Below are 17,872 nucleotides of genomic sequence, written 5' to 3' on the forward strand. Positions count from 1 at the left end.
GGGCCTTCTCGAACCGATAGGACAAACACGCTACAATGCCCTTCCCATGAACGGACGTCAAAGCAGTTCCCCTTCCAGCCGCCGCCGTTCCGAAGCGCTCTTTGCGCGGGCCCGGGCCGTCATGCCTGGAGGCGTCAATTCTCCCGTGCGAGCCTTTAAGGCGGTGGGCGGCAGTCCTCCCTTTATCGCCTCGGCGCAAGGATGCCGGCTAGTCGACGCCGACGGCGGGGAGTACATCGACTACGTGGGTTCGTGGGGGCCGATGATACTGGGACACAGCCGCCCCGAAGTCGTGAAAGCCATCCAGCAGACCGCCGCCCGCGGCTCTTCTTACGGCGCGCCCACCGAGCTGGAGGTCGATTTGGCCGAAAAGGTCTGCTCGCTGGTCCCCTCCATCGACATGGTGCGCCTGGTCAATTCGGGCACCGAGGCCACCATGAGCGCTTTGCGCGTGGCCCGCGCCTTCTCCGGACGCGATTTGATCTTCAAGTTCGACGGCTGTTACCACGGCCACGGCGACAGCTTTCTGGTCCAGGCCGGATCTGGCTCCCTCACGCTGGGCATGGCGGACAGTCCTGGAGTTCCGGCCGACTTCACCCGCCACACGGTCAGTCTTCCCTTCAACGATCTTGAGGTTTTGAAGGAGGCCTTTCACAAGCACCGGGGCAAGGTGGGCGCCGTCATCCTGGAACCGGTGACCGGAAACATGGGCGTCATCGTGCCCGCCAAGAAATACCTGCAAGGCGTCCTCGAGTTGTGCGCCGAGAACGGCGCCGTGGCCATATTCGACGAGGTGATGACGGGCTTCCGACTGGCCTTCGGCGGCGCCCAGCAGATGTACGGGCTTGAGGCGCCCTTGACCTGTCTGGGGAAAATTCTGGGAGGAGGCATGCCCCTGGGCGCCTACGGAGGACGGCGGGACATCATGGAGATGGTGGCTCCGCAAGGGCCCGTCTATCAGGCCGGCACCCTTTCGGGCAATCCGGTCGCGGTCAGTGCCGGGCTGCAAACCTTGAGTCTTTTGGAGGCCCTCGATCCCTACTCTGAACTGGCCCGCCGCAGCGAGAAGCTGTGTCAAGGCATCCGGCAGTCGGCTGAGGACCATGGGATCGCTTTGCAGGTGCAGCACTGCGGTTCGATGTTTACCGTCTACTTCAACGACCAGCCGGTTCGTGATCTGGCGTCGGCCCAGCGCTGCGACGTCAAGCGCTTCGGCGCCTTCCACGGCCGCCTTCTCGATCGAGGAGTCTACCTGGCGCCCTCGCAGTTCGAGGCCTGCTTCCTTTCAATCAGCCACGATCAACAAGTCATCGAGCGCACCCTGCAAGCGGTGGACGAGGTCCTCTCGACCCTGTAAACGGAAGAGCGCCGTTCGGGTTGGCGGCTTGTCCGCGTCCAAGCCACCAAACAAAAAGCGCCCGGAGGGCCGGGCGCTGAATACCTGATGTTCGTCTCTGTCTCGGGCCAAGCTGTCCTAAGCGGAAGCCGTTTCGGCTTCGGCCTCGGCTTCAGCCTTCTCTTCTTCTTCCAGGAGGCGTTCACACGCCTCGACGAGAATCTTCTCAAGCTCCTCGTCGACCTGCTCGTCATTCTCGTCGCGAACCGTCGAAATCTCAGAAATGACCAACTGACGTGCTCGGTCGTACATCTTCTTCTCGCGGAAGGATAAAGGCTTCTGCAGGCTGAGGTAGTGCAGATTCTTCAGGACCTGAGCGACATCGAAAATCGAGCCGGTCATCATCTTCTCGACGTTGTCCTTGTAGCGGTTCTTCCAGTCTCGGGCCAGGTCGACCGAGCCGTTTTCCAAAATCTTGAACAGCTTGGTCAGATCTTTTTCGCTGCAAAGCCGCCGCACGCCGATGCTTTCGGCGTTATCGACAGGGACCATCACCAGGGAGTCGTTGGAACTCAGTCGCAGACGGTAAAACTCCGACTTGTTGCCGCCAACACTAGTCTCGCAGACCTCTTCGATAAAGCCTACACCTTGGTTGGGATAAATGACTTGGTCGCCAACGTTAAATTTCATGCGTGGAGCCTCCCCAGAAAGATGACGAATAAAGGGTTGACCGGTTAAATTCCAGACTCTCCTCCGGTACACGGAGGTTCGCGAAACACGCCGTCGTCATAGTCGGCTGAGTTGTTACGTCCTTGGTGCTGTCTAGCGCGGCAAAAACGGCGAACGCCGTGATTCGGACCGGCGTGGGTTTCTAGCCCAGCAGCCCAACTCCCCGTTCGGCGTCCCCTCTTTCGTTCTTGCCAACATTCGAAGCGTCGGCAGCATCGGGAGTCCGGGTCTTCTATGTTAAGCCATTTGGGCGCAAATGTACAACGTCGCGGCGAACAGATATTTAGTTTCACCAATACTTTCCTTAGCCGAATGCCATAGCCGTTCCCGCAACAGGACTTCGCAGTCCGCTTTTTGCATCCCCCGAGGCGGATTGAGGATCGGCGGCCGGGACGAGACACAAAGGGGTAGGGAAGCTTGTTATGATGGAAGGGCGACCGTCCTTCTCAAGCAGGGGCTGGTGCAAAGGTTGAAAACGACAGCCCACGACAATTCTCGAACCCGGCCGGGGCCTCCACGTGTTAAAGAGGGGCCAGAAAGTCTATGGAAGAAATCTTTGCCTTCTTCTTGAAATATCGACCCTTCTACTTCGGCAACGGCGAATTCTCGCTGCAGTCGGGATGGCCGATCTGGATCTGGCCGGCGCTGCTGCTGGGTATTCCCGCCCTGCTCTTTTGGCTCTACCGAAGCCAGTGGATGACCGGACCGGGACGGAGAACCGGATGGGCGCTGCTGACGCTGAGAACCGCCTTCTTCATGCTGCTGGCTTTCGTCTTGGCGCGTCCCGCCTTGGTTCTGACCACCTTGCAGCCCAAAGAGAACCTCTTGGCGGTGGTAGTGGACAATTCGCTGAGCATGGGGCTGACCGAGGCCCAAACCGGAAAACGGCGGGGCGATGAGGTGATCGAGAAGATCGGCCAAGACTCGGAATTCATGCAGGCTCTGGACGAGAAGTTCTTCCTGCGCCGCTATGCCTTCGACGCACGGGCCCAGCGTCAGGAGGAGGGAGTCCACCCCACCTTCGACGGCAATCAGAGCAACATCGGAGCCGGTCTTTCCACCGTCCTCTCGGAAACCCGGAACCTGCCCTTGGGCGGCATCGTGCTCTTCAGCGACGGGGCCGACACTTCCTCGCGGAATTTCTCGCAGACGCTGGCCGAGTTGAAGGCCCGCAAGATTCCCGTCCATACCGTGGGGGTCGGGCCGGAGGCACTCTCCCAGGACGTCGAGATCGTGCAGGTCAGCGCACCCCGCACCTTGCTTCCCGAAACCACGGCGGCGGCCCGCGTCACCTTGCGCCACAGCGGATTCGGAGGGTCGAGGGCCGAGCTTCAGGTGCGGGAGGGCAACAGTCTCGTAGACAGCCGCGTGGTGCATCTGCCCCGCGATGCTGAGAACACCACTGTGGAAGTGTTGATCCGGCCCCAGACGGAGGGCCTGAAGAGCTACCACTTCAGCGTCCAGCCCTTGCAGGGCGAAGAGATTACCGAGAACAACCAGCGCACCGCCCTGGTCGAAGTCGAGAACCGGCTGCCCCGCGTCCTTTATGTGGAGGGCCACCCCCGTTGGGAATTCAAGTTCATCCGCCAGGCCCTGCGGGGAGACGACAACATCCGCCTGGAAACCTTGTTGCGGATGGCCCGCAAGAAGCTCTACCGGCAGGGCATCGAAAGCGAATCGACCTTGGCTTCGGGATTTCCCACCGAGCGCGAGGACCTCTTTTCTTACGACGCCATCATCTTGGGCAGCCTGGAGTCGTCGTTCTTCACCTTCAACCAGATGGAACTGGTGCGCGACTTCGTCAGCCAACGCGGAGGAGGCTTCTTGATGCTGGGCGGCAGCAAGAGCTTCCAGGCCGGCGCCTACCGCAACACGCCCATCGAAGCCGTTCTGCCGGTTTGGTTGCAGGATGATCAAGGCGAAAGCCTGCGCGCCTCAGCTTTTTACCGCCAAGGACCGGGCCAGGCCGGACTCACCCAGTTCGGCCAAAGCCATCCGGCCATGCAGTTGATGGCGGCCGGGGCGGACAGTGCCGAGAAATGGGGTGAATTGCCCCTCTTGGCCGACTGGAATCCGGTAGGTCAGACCAAGCCGGGCGCCGTGGTTCTGGCCCAAGTGTCTCCCGCCGCGGAACGCGGCCAGCGTCCTCTGCTGGTCTTTCAGCGCTTCGGACGGGGCCAGGGTTTGGCCCTGACCAGCGGCTCGACCTGGCTGTGGCAGATGCAGCAGGAAGTCGACGATCAGAGCCACGAGACCTTCTGGCGCCAATTGATGCGCTGGCTGGTTTCCACGGCCAAAGATCCCGTGACGGTGGAGACCGACCGCGAATCTTATTCCAGCTCCGAACCCGTGCAGATCAGAGCCGAAGTGCGCGACCGGGCCTATCGGGCCATCAACGACGCCCAGGCGGAAGCCGAAATCCAGGCGCCGGACGGCAATGTCATGACCATCCCTCTGCAGTGGGACTCTCAGGAAGAGGGCGTTTACCGGGCCACTTTTACTCCCGAAAGCGACGGCCTTCACGAGATCAGAGTCAGGGCGCGCAGCCGTTCTCAGGAAGGCCGGGACTATGGCACGGCCTCGGCCCATTTTATTGCGGCGGGAGGCGCCCGCGAGTACTTCGATCCGGTGCGCAAGACCGACTTCCTGCGCAAGCTGGCCAAGGAAACGGGAGGAAACTACTACAGTTTGTCTCAAGTCGACGACCTGCCCGAGGAGATTGTCTACACTCCTTCCACGGCCTCGGTGGTCGAGGTCAAGCCGCTTTGGGACATGCCCATCAATCTGCTTCTGCTATTGGCGCTGGCGGGATCCGAGTGGGTGTTGCGCAAGCGCCAGGGTGCGATCTGAGCATGAGACGAGTCGATTCCATGAACGGGGTTGGAGGGGCCGCTTTAGCCCGCACGGCCTGGGCGGCGCTCATTGCCCTCCTCTGGCTCTCGCTTTCTCCTCTGCGGGCCGATACCACCGCCGTCATCATCCACGGACTCGGAGGCCTGCCCGAGTACGAAGAGAACTTCACCAAGTGGACGCAGGGTCTGGAAGAGACCTTTCGCCAGGGCCGCTCGGCCCAGGTGCTCAGCCTGGACGGCCGCGAAGTCCGCCGCGACGCTATCCTGGCGCGCCTCAAGGAAGTCGCGTCCCGACAAAGAGAAGGAGACGAGCTCTGGCTCTTCCTGGTCGGCCACGCCAACGTCAACCGCGGAACCTACAAGTTCAACATCAGGGGCCCCGATCTGACCGGCGAAGACCTGGTCGAGACGCTGGGGACCATGCCCGGCGGACGGGCTTTTCTGGTGATCGCCACCAACTCCAGCGGCGGCCTGGCGGCGGCGCTCTCCGGGAAGGACCGGGTCGTGGTTACCGCCACCCGCGGCGAGCGCGAGAAGTACCCGCCCCTTTTCTTGTCCTTTTTCCTGGAGTCGGCTCAAAGTCCCGAGGCCGACAGCGACAAGAACGGCAAGGTTTCCCTGCTGGAGGCCTATTACTACGCCGATCGTAAGATTAAGGACTGGTTCGAAGAGGAGAACCGCATCCGCACCGAACACCCCCTGTTAGTCGACCAGACTTCGACGGTGCTGGGCTCCAAAGGCGAAGACGAGGACGAGAATGCCGCGGTCGAAGTCTCCGGGGCCAACCTGCTGGCCTCCATCGCCTACCTTTCCCAACCCCCCGAGCAAGCCTACCGCAACGTCGAGGCGCGTCGGCTGGCCGAGGAACGCATGTCCATAGAGCGCCGTATCGAGGCCCTCAAGTTTCAGAAGAGCGAGTTGCCCTCCGACGAGTACTACACGAAGCTTGAGTCCCTGCTGGTGGAATTGGCTCAGCTCAACCGGCGCATCCAGGAATTAGAAGCAGAATCGGAACCCGAGGGCGGTGACCCGCCGTCCAATAGAGTGCCGTCCAATGGAATACGGTCCAAGTAAGGGAGACCGGCTGAAGACAACGGGGCGTCGAGAGGCCGCCCCTGACACAACATGCTTAAACGACTTGACAAGCTGACGCTCGCCCGCTCTGCGGCTCTAATGGCGGCCGTTTTTCTTATGCTGGGCTGGCCCCTCCGCGCCCAGATCAGCGAAGACGCCCTGAAGGCCCGTCAGTGGATGATGGAGGGCCGTTACGGCAAGGCCGAGGACTTGCTGCTCGAGAAGTCCACCAACGACCCCCATGAACTGCGTCTGCGTCTGGAGCTGGAACGCCGCCGCGGACGCTTGCAGGAAGCCGATGCCACGGCTCGGCGCCTGCTGGGTTTGCTGGATCTGGGCGGCCTGAGCACTCCCGGCGAATTGGCGCAGGCCGCCTTCGCCGCCTGGCATCTGGACCGCTGGCGCCAAGCCAACGACATCTATCTTCAAGCCGCCGAGCTGGGGGAAGCCCCTGTCTCCCTTTACCTCGACTGGGGCCGCCTCTACCTTGAAAAGTACAACGCGGCCGAAGCCGAGGACATTTTCAAGGAAGCCCTGGAGTTGGCCGAGCCCGATTCCAAAGAGGCAGCCGCCGCTCTGGCCGGACTGGCCCAAGCTCATAAGACTCAAAGCAAACCTTCGGCCGCCCAGTTGGTGGAACAGGCTCTGGCGGCCGATCCCGACAACCTGCACGCCATAGGACTCAAGGCCGCCTGGGCCATCTCGGCGGCCAGTTGGCAAGAAGCCGAGCAGCTCATCGAGCGCGGGCTCGGGGTCAACAAGAACTATCTGCCCCTGCTCGAGCAGGAAGCTTCCATGCTCTATTTCAGGGGCGAGAGTGAAAAGTACGAGAAACGCCGCGACCGCATTCTGGAGATCAATCCCAACAACGCCGATCTTTACGAGGCTTTAGGCGAGGCCGCCGTGCTCAAGCGGCGCATGGTCGAGGCAGACGGTTTCTTTCGCGAAGCGATCCGCCTCAACCCGCGACAATGGTCGGCTCTGGCGGCCCTGGGGCTGAACCTGCTGCGCCTGGGCGACGACGAGGGACGCCGGGTGCTGGAGCGGGCCTACGAAAACGATCCCTTCAACATCTGGACCGTCAACACCTTGCGCCTGGTGGACAGTTGGGAACGCTTCGCCGAATTCGAGTCCGAACACTTCCGCATCCGCCTGCGCAAGGACGAAGCTGAAGTGCTCAAACCTTACGTGATGAGCCTGCTGCAGCGCTGTCTGGAGGAACTGGAAGAGAAGTACCAGCATCAGATCGAGGGACGCTATACTTTCGAGATGTACCCCGATCACGAGGACTTCGCGGTGCGGGCCCTGGGCATGCCGGGATTGGGCGCTCTGGGCGTGGCCATCGGACGCGTCGTCGCCATGGACTCCCCTTCGGCCCGCCAGCGCGGCGAGTTCCACTGGGGGTCGACCTTGTGGCACGAGGTGGCCCACGTGGTGGCCCTCTCCATGAGCGACCAGAAGGTGCCCCGCTGGTTCACGGAGGGCCTTTCGATGATGGAGGAGCGGCTGCCCTTCCCGGGCTGGGGCGACGCCATCTCGCTGACATACATCGAGGCCTACCGCGAGGGTGAGCTGCTTCCCTTGAAGGATCTCAACGACGGCTTCCAGAGGCCCAAGAACGCACTGCAGATCCAAATCAGCTACCAGCAGGCCGGCTGGCTGTGCGAGTTCCTGGTGGAACGCTACGGCTTCGCCAAGATCCGCCAGATGCTGCTGGCCTACGCCGATGACAAGACCGACGCCGAAGTCTTCGAGCAGGTTCTGGGGAAAACCCTTGAGCAGGTGGACAGCGAGTTCCAGGAGGCCATGGCCCAGCAACTCGATCCCCTGCTGGAGAAGCTCGAGCGTCCTCAGCAGGATTCCTCCCAGGCCCGCGTCCTCATGCAGGCCGACATCGGCCAGTTGCACGAATCGCTGGCCGACAATCCCTCCAATTACTTTCTGCTCTTGAGAACGGGACAGCGGCTGATCGAGGAAGACCGCCACCAGGAAGCTGAAGAGCTTCTGCAAAGGGCCATCGAAATCTTCCCTTCCTATTCCGGGGCCGGCAGTCCTTACCATCTGTTGGCTGATTTCTACCGCACTCAGGGGCGCTCAGATGATCTGGCCGAACTGTTGATGCGCTGGTGGCGCGTCAATCCCAAGCGGGCCGACACGGCCCTTGAGTTAAGCCGGCTCCTAGCCGATAAGGGGGAAGAAGAGCAAGCCATCGAGATTTTGGAAGAAGCGATGTACGCCGACCCGCTGCGCCAGGACGTGCATCGCCTTTTGGCCGGACTCTATTTGAGCCGTCAAGAAGGAGAACTCGCGGAACGCGAATACCGGGTGCTGCTGGCCCTGGAGCCGACCGACATGGCCGGCGCCCGTTATGGGCTGGCGCGGGCGCTTTTCCTGCAGGAAAAGCTGGAGGAATCGAAGCGCCAGGTGCTGCTTTCGCTGGAGATCGCCCCAAGCTACGTCGAGGCGCAGCAGTTGCTGCTGGAGTTGGTCAAGCCATGAAACGAGCGCTCTTTCTCACCGTTTTGGGTGTGCTGGCAGCGGCCTTGGCCCTGCTTCCCGCCACGCGTGGCGACGATGCCGGCAACCGCGATCCGCACGACCTCAGTCTCTTCCAGTTCGTGCGGCTGCAATACAACGGCTACATGCTGGGCGGCTGGACCGGCGGCGGATTCGTGCCTCCCTGGAGGCACGACTATCCTCAAGCCGAGCAGAACTTCCTCAACATTCTGGGAGAACTGACCAGCATCGAGACGACTCCCAAGTCCTTCAAAGTGCTGCGCATGCACGACCCTGAAATCATGAACTATCCCTTCGTCTACGTCTCCGAACCCGGATTCTGGGATGCGACTGAATCCGAGGTCGAGAACGTACGCAAGTATCTCGATCGGGGCGGGTTCATACTTTTCGACGACTTCCGGGGCACGTCAGAGTTGCGGGTGCTCTTCGACAATATGCGCCGAATCTACCCGGACCGCGCCTTCCGCGAGCTGACCCTGGCCGACCCGGTCTTCAGTTGCTTCTACAACATCGAATCGCTCGATCTGCCGGCGCCTTATCGGGTACCCGGACGGCCCACCTTTTACGGAATGCATGACGATGAAGGCCGCCTGCAGGCGGTGGCCGCCTGGAACAATGACATCGGTGACTACTGGGAATGGTCTCACGAGAGCTTCACTCCCATCCAATATTCAAACGAAGCCTACAAGTTCGGCGTCAACTTCGTGATGTACGCGCTGACGCATTGAAAAACCGAATAACTTAGGACGGAGAAATACATGGCCCTGGAACCCAACACGACGGCAACTCAAGAGCACTCCGAGGCGGCTGACTCGTCTCAAGCCGGTACGGCCCCGCCCCGGACGGACTCGTCTGACAAGCCGCTGTCCGATATGGCCTCCCAGATCAAGGACATGGTCGAGTCGCAGGAGCGCGTGCTGACCGAATTGCGCAAGGTGATCGTGGGGCAGGACGAAATCATCGAACAAGTGCTCATCGCACTCTACACGGGGGGCAATTCGCTCATCACGGGACTGCCGGGACTGGCCAAGACCCTGTTGGTGCAGTGTATCGCCGAAACTGTGGGCCTGACCTTCCACCGCATTCAGTTCACGCCCGACTTGATGCCCGCCGACATCACCGGGACCGAGATCCTTCAGCAGAATCCCGACACCGGCAGGCGCAACCTGACCTTCGTCCCCGGCCCTATTTTCGCCAACATGATCCTGGCCGACGAAATCAACCGCACGCCGCCCAAGACCCAGGCCGCCATGCTGGAGGCCATGCAGGAAAAAAGCGTGACGGTGTTGGGCGAGACCTACAAGCTGGAAATGCCCTTTCTGGTGCTGGCCACCCAGAACCCCATCGAGTTGGAGGGCACCTATCCGCTGCCCGAGGCTCAGATGGACCGCTTCATGTTCAACATCATCATCGACTACCTGGGCGAAGATGAAGAGATGGAAGTGGTCGACCGCACCACCGGGAAACCTCCCGAGTCGATTGAGAAAGTACTGGAACGGGATGACATCCTGCGCTTCCAGCGGTTGGTGCGGGCCGTTCCCGCCAGCGAGGACGTCACGCGCTATGCCGTGCGGCTTTCCCGGGCCACCCGTCCCGGGGATAAGCTGGCCCCCGACTTCATCGACAAGTACGTACAGTACGGCGCCAGTCTGCGGGCGGCCCAGTTCATGATCCTGGGGGGCAAGGCGCGGGCGCTGCTGAGAGGACGCTACAACGTGGCCTGCCAAGACATATTGGCCCTCTCCAAGCCCGTCCTGCGCCATCGCGTGCTCATCAATTTCCACGCCGAGTCTGAAGGAGTCACGACCGACGACCTCATCGAGCGCCTGGGAAAGAGCGTGGAACAGCCCGGTTCGGGGATGTGAGTCAATAAATTTGAAAAGATAACCAGAAGACGCCGGCAGCAATCTCCCTTTGCGAGTTGATTGCCGGCAGTTGGGAGTTGCGAAGCAAATGGCTCGGGTGATGGAGAACAGGTTCATCGATCCTTCGGTCCTGGCCGAGATCAATAACCTGCAGCTTTTGGCCAAGACGGTCGTGGAGGGCTTCATAGCCGGACTGCACCAGTCTCCCTACCACGGCTTCAGCCTGGAGTTCATGGAGTACCGCGAATACACCCCCGGCGACGACATCAGGGGTATCGACTGGAAAGTCTACGCCCGCAGCGACCGCTTCTACGTCAAGAAGTTCCAGGGCGAGACCAATACCCGCGTCCACCTGCTTCTCGACACTTCCAGGAGCATGACCTTCTCCAGCCACAAGGTCAGCAAGCTCGATTACGGGCGTTATCTGGCGGCCTCTCTGGCCCACTTCGCCGTCAAGCAAAAAGACGCCGCCGGACTCATGGTCTTCGATTCCAAGATCCGCTCCTTTCTGCCTCCGCGCAGCCGCAGCGGCCAGTTCCTGCAGGTCCTCAAGCGGCTGGAGCATCTGGAGCCGGGCGGACAGACCGACATCGGAGCCGCTTTGGACGCCATGGCGGGACTGATCAAGAAACGCAGCCTGGTGGTGTTGATCAGCGACTTCTACCAGGACGTGGACGAGGTCTCCAAGGCGCTGCGCTTCTTCCATCACCGCGGCAACGACCTCATCTTGTTTCACCTGCTCGACCCGGTGGAGCTGGAGTTGCCGCTGGACAAGACGCTCACGCTGGAGGACATGGAGACGCAGGAGAAGGCTCCCTATGATCCCGCCAAATCGCGTCAGGACTATTTGGACCTGCTCGAGGAACACATCGAGGGCTTGCGCAAGGAATGCGCCGGGCAGTCCATCGATTACCAACTGATCAACACCGAAGAACCCCTCGACCGCGCCCTGCGCCGTTATCTGGCCGTGCGCGCCCGAGAGATGTAGCAACGAAGGCGAGGTTATGCAGTTTCTCAATCCCTGGTTCTTGCTCGGCGCCGCAGCCGTCGCCGTACCCATTTTCCTGCATCTGTTTCAGAAGCAGCGCAAGACCAGCTTTTCCTTCGCCTCGCTCATGTTCGTGCGCCGTCTGCCTGTCAAGGAGACCCGCCGCCGCCAACTGCGCTACCTGCTGCTGCTCGCTCTGCGTTGCCTGGGCATTGTGCTGCTGGCGCTGGCCTTCGCGCGTCCGGTCTTGACCAGCGCCTGGCTCTCTCGCGACAATCCGCTGGCCTCGCGCTCGGTGGTGGTTCTCATCGACCGTTCCATGAGCGTCTCCCAGACAGAGGTCTGGCAGCAGGCCTTGCAGGCGGCCCGCGACAAAATCGAGTCGCTGGGAGAAGGCGAGGAAGGCATGCTGATGCAGTTCGGCGGTGCCGTGGAAGTGCTTACCACCTGGGAAAGCTCGCCCCAACCGCTGCTGGAGGCGCTTGACAGTCTGGTCAAACCTTCCTACGAGTCGACCTCCTTCAGCGAAAGCTTGCGGCTGGCAGCCGAACAGCTCAGGGACGCCGGCAACGGACGCAAGCAGATCTACCTGATCACCGATCTGCAGCGCCAGGGACTGGCCGGCGATACCAGCTTCAAAGCTCCTCCCGAGATCACGGTGGAGATCGAGAACGTCGGCGCCGAGACCTATAACCTGTATATCGAGCAGACCCGTCTCGACCGCTTCGTCTTCGGCGACCGTTATCCCAGCCCCATTCTGGTGCGCGTCTCCACCTCGCCGCCCCGCGCCGCTCAGGGAAGCCTCAAGCTCTTCCTGGAAGGGCAGTTGGTGGAAAGCCAGGACTTCGCTACCGACGAGGGCGGGGGGGCGCTGGTGACTCTAGACCCCTTCGAGGTGGAAGACGGCGTCACCCGAGGACGCATCGTGGCTGAAGCCGACGACGGCCTGGCCGCCGACAACACGCACTACTTCGTGGTGGAGAGGCGCCAACCGCGCACCATCCTGCTGGTCAACGGACCCGGCCGCGCCGGATTCTTCTTGCGGCAGGCCCTGCAGGCTGGAGACAACCTGGCCTACCAGGTGCGCTCCCAGCAGTCTTTGGGCAATCTCCAGCTCGACCCTACGACCACGCCGCTGCTCATCCTCAACAATCTTCCCACTCCTCCTGAGGCCGACCGCATCGAGGCCTTCCTGCAGGCTGGAGGAGGCGTCATCGTGACCTTGGGCAACGACGTCCGTCCTGAGGCCTACAACCGGGAATGGGGACATTTGCTGCCCGTCCGCATCGGAGAGCGGACTTTCGTCAAAGGGGGCGGGCGCTCCTTCACCGCCATGACCGAGATCAACTGGCGGCATCCCGTCTTCACCATCTTTCAGGACGTTTACCAGGGGGCCTTGAGCAGCACCCAGTTCTTCGGCTACTGGGAGATGCAGCCCATCGAGGATGCCGTTGTCTTCGCCCGTTTCAGCGAAGGCTCGGCGGCCCTGGCCGAACTGCCGCCCGAGCATCCGGGACGGCTGATCGTGATGGCCTCCAATCCGGACGCGGTGTGGAGCGACTTTCCGCTGCGCAGCGCTTTCGTCCCCTTCTGGCAGGCCGCCGCCCATTACGCCACCCGCTGGAGCAACCGCCCCGCCTCGGCCCTGGTCGACCAATCGCTGGGCCTGTCGGAATCCGGGGAGGACCTGGAGGCCGCCGCCGGCAACCTGGAAGTCTTGGATCCCTCGGGACGGCGGGTGCTGGGGCTGGACGCCCAGCGTCCCGACTTCATCCGCTTGACCCAGCCGGGACACTACGAGATCCGCCGCAACAAGACCACCAACTGGATGGCCGTTAATCCGCCTCCTTTCGAGTCCGACCTGTCGGCGGTGGAAGAAAGCGATTTTCTGGCCGTGTTCGTGCCGGCCCGCTCGCGGGCGCAAGAGGATCAACCTGTGCAGGAACAAGTGCAAGACCGTGAGGAGCAGCAGTCGCTGTGGTGGTTGTTTATACTACTGGCAACCGGCGTTTTCGCTCTGGAAGCCCTTATCGCCAACCGCACGGTCGTCAAGCGCACCGTAACCGCTTAACTGAAAGGCGCGCGAAGATCAAGAAGGTGACAACATGCTGAGCAAGACCCTTTCCCGCATCCGCCGCAAGCTACAACTCGAGCGTCTGCTCAAAGGAGCCGCCATCATCGTCGTCTCGGTGTTGGCCGGATCGCTGATCGCCAGCCTGCTGCTGGCCCAGTCGAATTTCTCCGACGATGCTCTTTTCTGGGTGCGCCTGACCGGATCGTTGCTGGTCTTTTTCTTGCTCTATCGCTATTTCCTGGCCCCCACCTTCAGGCCTCCTTCCCGTCGTCAGGTGGCGCGCTTTCTGGAAGAACGCAACCCTGAACTTCGCGAGCGCCTCTCCACGGCTGTTCAGCTCTCTGAGGACAAGGCGAGCAAAGTCCATCCCGAGATCCGCCAACTCATCCAAAAAGACGCCGAGGATAAGTTCCGCCGAATTCCCCAGCCGCGCTTCTACTTCCAGCGCACCAGCCTCTCCTCGCTGCTCGGGTTGGCCACCGCTTTGCTGGTGTTTTTTGCCCTCTTCATGAGCGGCCCGGCTGCCTATAATTTCAGTCTCTCCAAGCTGTTGGGCCTGCTGGATGACCCCAAGACGGTGCTCTATTCCATCGACGTCTCGCCGGGTTCGGCCAAGATCGCCAAGCATTCCGACCTTGAGGTGCGGGCCTCCCTCAACGGATTCAACGCCGATCAGGTGCGTATCTACGTCCAGTACGACGGCGAACCCAACTGGGACGAGGCAGTCATGGAAGCCGAGTCCGATTCCAGCCAGTCGGTCTTTTATTTCTTCGACGTGCGCGACCCCTTCAACTACTACGTCGAAGCCGGCGGCATCCGCTCCGACGAACACCGCATCGAAGTCTCGGAAGTGCCCCACGTCACGGAATTCAAGATCGAGCTGCAGTTCCCCGCCTATTCGGGATTGGATGCGGTCATCCTCGAGGACGAAGGCGACATCCAGGCCCTCACGGGCACGGTGGCCCACTTCGCCATCCGCACCGACCAGCCGGTGTCGGCGGGCCTCATCAAGCTCGACTCGGGCCAAGAAATCGCCCTGGAAATGCCAGAGCCCAATTTGCTCACCGGCAGCCTCAAGGTGGCATCGGACGACTTCTACCGCATCCACGTCACCGATCTGGAAGGCGTCTCCCACACGGCCTCCGACGAGTTTCTCATTCAGGCTCTGATCGACCAGCCGCCCGTGCTCACCTTCACCGAGCCGGGACGCGACCGCAAGGTCACCAACCTGGAAGAGGTCTATCTGGAACTGAAGGCTGAAGACGACTACGGGATCGCTAAACTGTCCCTCTTCTACTCGGTCAACGGCGATCCCGAACAGGAACTGAAGCTCGACTACCGTCGCGGCAGCCGTTCGCTGACCACTTCGCATACCTTCTTTATGGAGGAGTTCGAGCTCATCCCCGGCGACTTTATCTCCTATTACGCCAAGGCTTCCGACGCCGTCAGCAGCGCCGCCACCGACATTTACTTCTTTGAGGTCGAGCCCTACGAGAAAGAGTTCCGCCAGGCTCAACAGCAAGGCCAGCAGGGACAGCAGAACCAGGAAATGCAGCTGGCCCGCCAGCAGAAGCAGATCATCGCCGCCACCTTCAAGATCGAGCGCGACCGCGAGCGCATTCCACCTGACGAGCTGGAAGAAAACGGCCAGACGCTGGCCTTGATCCAGCAGCAGTTGTCCATCCAGGCCCAGACCATCGTCGAGCGCATTCAGCGTCGGTTGGCGGCCGCAAGCGATGAGCGCTTTCAGAAGATGGTGCAGTACCTGCAGCAGGCCATCCAGCACATGGGGCCGGCTCACGAGTTCCTCAACGAACTCAATACTCAGGACGCGCTTCCCGAAGAGCAGAAGTCTTACCAGAACCTGCTGCGGGCCGAATCGCTCTTCAACGAGATCCAGATCTCGATGAGCAACGAAGGTTCCCCGGCGGCTTCTCCCGAGGAATTGGCCGACCTGGTCGACCTTGAGCTGGACCAGAAGAAGAATCAGTACGAGACCCTTCAGCAGAACCGCACCCAGAGGCGCGAAGAGGCTCTCGACGAAGCTCTGGAGAAGCTCAAGGATCTGGCCCGGCGCCAGCAGCAAGAAGCGGAGCGGCAACAGCGGCAAGCAGCCCAACGCTCCCGTTCGGGCGGTTCCTCGAGTCAGCAGCAGTTGATCGAGGAGGCCGAGAAACTGGCCCGCGAACTGGAACGGCTCTCACGCGAGAAGCCTGACCCGCAACTCAACCAGATCGCCCGCGACCTGCGTCAGGCGGCCAGCCAAATGCGCCAATCGCAGCAAGGCAGTCAAACGTCCAGCGAGCAGCAGATGCGTTCCCAGCAGGCCCTTGAACGCCTGGAGAAAGCCCAGAAGGCCCTCGACCGCCATCGCCGCCAACAGCGCGAAGGCACGGTCGAGAAGCTGAATCGACAGGCCCGTGAGCTGCTGGATAAGCAACGGGATATCGAAGAGAAGACGTCGCAATTGCGGGAGCAACTGGAGAGCGGCAGCATCGACCAGGATTTCCTGGACAAACGGCGCCAACTGGGACGCCAGCAGCAGGAAGCCCTGGAAGACGTCATGCAGTTGGAAAGCGACCTGCATGCCACCGCCCGCCAGATGACCTCGCAGGAACCCGAAGCCGCCAAGCAACTCAAGAGCGCCGCCATCGATATCGAAGACGAGCGCATCACCGACCAGATGTCGGGCGCCCAACGCTTCTCTGAGCGGGGGATGTACGAGCAGGCTGAAACGCTGGAGAAGGCTGTGACGCGCGATCTTGAGCGGGTGGCCGAGAAAGTCTCTGAGGCCGAGCAGGCGCTGGGCAGCGGCAACCGGCAAGACCCGCTCGAACGGTTGCGCCAGGCTCAAAGCGAGCTGGCCTCCACCATCGAGGACCTTGAGTCGCTGCGAGAGCGCGCCCAAGCCGCCCAGCAGGAAGGCCAAGAGCGACGACAAGGCCAACAGGGAGAACAACAAGAAGGCGACTCGCAGGGTCGCCTGCCCGGTGAAGAGCAGCAAGGGGACGGTCGAGAAGGCCAGCGTCCCGGCCAAGAGGGCCGGCAACAGGAACAACAAGGCCGTCAGGGGCAGCAGTCCGGAGAAGGCCAGCCCGGGGAGCGGCCCGGCCAAGGCCGTACGGAACGCCCAGGCGAGCTTGCTGAGCAAGGCGAGGGCCAGGGCCGCGGTTCAGGAGATCCTCAGAGTCCCGGCCAACAGGAGGGTGTCGCCCGTTCGGCGGGGTCTTCCGCCTCCAGCGGAATCGATCCACGCGCCATCGGACGCGAGATCTCGGAGAGGGTTCGCGACCTCGACAAAGTGCGCGACTTGCTGCGCGGACAAAACCGCCTCGACGGCGAGATCAACGACGTTACGCGCCAGTTGCGCCGCTTCGATCCTGAGAAGCTCTTCTCCGATCCCGAAGAGCTAGCCCGCCTGCGGGCCCAGGTTATCCAGGGGCTACAGCAGCTTGAACTTGAAATCAACCGGGCCTTGTTGGAGGCTTCGGGTGAGCCCCTGCGCCTCACCAATCCGGACGAGGCGCCGCCTCAGTACCGCCGCAAGGTCGAACAGTACTACGAGGCCTTGGCCACCGAGAAAGAGAAGAAAAACTGACCTGCAAGAGTCCGCTTTTGGGCATAATCAGAGTGAGGGGTTCGCACCACCTCTTTCGTTAGAACTGCGGTTGGCCTATAATCGGCGCGGGTCGCTGATGCTGCCACGGGTTGGATTTCGACGCGCTCTTGTTCGCCGACCTTCGTTTTCGTCTGATACAGTTTTTTTCGCATCCAGGTGGCCGGCGCGGCTTCCAGGTATTCGTTTGGGGATGTCTGCGCTGGTGAATGTTGGCTACAGCTTTTCGTAATAAGAGGTATGAACTCGACCATAGAAATCTCTCAAGAACCCCCTCGAAGCCTCGGGGAGCTCTTTACCGGCTCTGCTAGCAGCCGGTTGGCCCGTAAGCGGGATTTCAGACCTAAGGCCTCGCACTTGACCGCCATGGCTTCCGGCGTTCTCACGGCTTCGCGCCAAGAACGCGCCGGATCTTCCAGCGAAGAGCGCCATACCGGCGAACGAAGCTGTCCGGGCGGAGAGACGATTCTGGTCGTCGACGACGTCGACGGCGTGCGCGAGCTGATCTGCGAGGTGCTGGAGATGCAGGGTTATGAGGTGCTTTTGGCACGCGACGGGCGCCAGGCGCTGGAAGTGGCTGAACAGCACAAGAAACCCATCGATCTGCTGCTTACCGACGTGGTGATGCCCCAGATGGGCGGCCAAGAGTTGGCCAACACGCTCTCTTCCCGCTGGCCCGAAACCAAGATCATCTTCATGAGCGGCTACTCCGACGAGGCCATCTCCCGTCAGGGGGTCCTCAAAGCCGGCACGGCCTTCATCAAGAAGCCCTTCACCGCCGACAGCCTGACCCGCCGCATCCGCACCGAACTGGATGCCTA

The 17,872-nt window shown here is 61.5% G+C and carries 11 protein-coding genes; 10 read left to right on the top strand and 1 reads right to left on the bottom strand.

Features of this window, described 5'->3' with window-relative positions; genetic code table 11:
- Window positions 1–46: 46 nt before the first annotated feature.
- On the top strand, window positions 47–1,357 hold the full coding sequence (gene hemL / locus VLU25_15495; GenBank protein ID HSR69339.1) for a glutamate-1-semialdehyde 2,1-aminomutase: 1,311 nt from the start codon (window positions 47–49) through the stop codon (window positions 1,355–1,357).
- A 117-nt stretch (window positions 1,358–1,474) separates the two neighbouring features.
- Here hemL and VLU25_15500 read toward each other — a convergent pair whose 3' ends face one another.
- A complete protein-coding gene (locus VLU25_15500) occupies window positions 1,475–2,026 on the bottom strand; it encodes a CarD family transcriptional regulator (GenBank protein ID HSR69340.1) in 552 nt (183 codons plus the stop codon).
- A gap of 582 nt (window positions 2,027–2,608) precedes the next feature.
- Between VLU25_15500 and VLU25_15505 the strand changes: the two genes are divergently transcribed.
- The 9 genes from VLU25_15505 to VLU25_15545 form a co-directional block, all read left to right on the top strand.
- The gene (locus VLU25_15505; protein HSR69341.1) at window positions 2,609–4,915 is read left to right on the top strand and encodes a glutamine amidotransferase; all 2,307 of its coding nucleotides are present in this window, start codon (window positions 2,609–2,611) and stop codon (window positions 4,913–4,915) included.
- Between the two features lie 2 nt (window positions 4,916–4,917).
- A complete protein-coding gene (locus VLU25_15510; GenBank protein ID HSR69342.1) occupies window positions 4,918–5,991 on the top strand; it encodes a hypothetical protein in 1,074 nt (357 codons plus the stop codon).
- A gap of 51 nt (window positions 5,992–6,042) precedes the next feature.
- Entirely contained in the window at window positions 6,043–8,490 is a 2,448-nt protein-coding gene (locus VLU25_15515) for a hypothetical protein (protein ID HSR69343.1), read from the top strand.
- On the top strand, window positions 8,487–9,236 hold the full coding sequence (locus tag VLU25_15520; protein ID HSR69344.1) for a DUF4159 domain-containing protein: 750 nt from the start codon (window positions 8,487–8,489) through the stop codon (window positions 9,234–9,236). Before VLU25_15515 ends, VLU25_15520 begins: the two co-directional genes overlap by 4 nt.
- Window positions 9,237–9,380: 144 nt before the next feature.
- Window positions 9,381–10,373 carry a MoxR family ATPase gene (locus tag VLU25_15525; protein HSR69345.1) on the top strand — a complete coding sequence of 331 codons (993 nt, stop codon included), beginning with the start codon at window positions 9,381–9,383 and terminating at the stop codon, window positions 10,371–10,373.
- Window positions 10,374–10,473: 100 nt separating this feature from the next.
- Window positions 10,474–11,361, top strand: a complete 888-nt coding sequence (locus VLU25_15530) for a DUF58 domain-containing protein (protein HSR69346.1) — start codon at window positions 10,474–10,476, stop codon at window positions 11,359–11,361.
- A gap of 16 nt (window positions 11,362–11,377) precedes the next feature.
- Window positions 11,378–13,432, top strand: a complete 2,055-nt coding sequence (locus VLU25_15535) for a BatA domain-containing protein (protein HSR69347.1) — start codon at window positions 11,378–11,380, stop codon at window positions 13,430–13,432.
- Between the two features lie 34 nt (window positions 13,433–13,466).
- Complete coding sequence (locus tag VLU25_15540) at window positions 13,467–17,033, top strand: hypothetical protein (GenBank protein ID HSR69348.1); 3,567 nt, start codon at window positions 13,467–13,469, stop codon at window positions 17,031–17,033.
- Between the two features lie 336 nt (window positions 17,034–17,369).
- A partial coding sequence (locus VLU25_15545; GenBank protein HSR69349.1) for a response regulator occupies window positions 17,370–17,872 on the top strand: 503 nt, incomplete at its 3' end.

The organism is Acidobacteriota bacterium (genome assembly GCA_035471785.1).
In the GTDB taxonomy this organism is placed as follows: domain Bacteria; phylum Acidobacteriota; class UBA6911; order RPQK01; family DATIPO01; genus JANQFM01.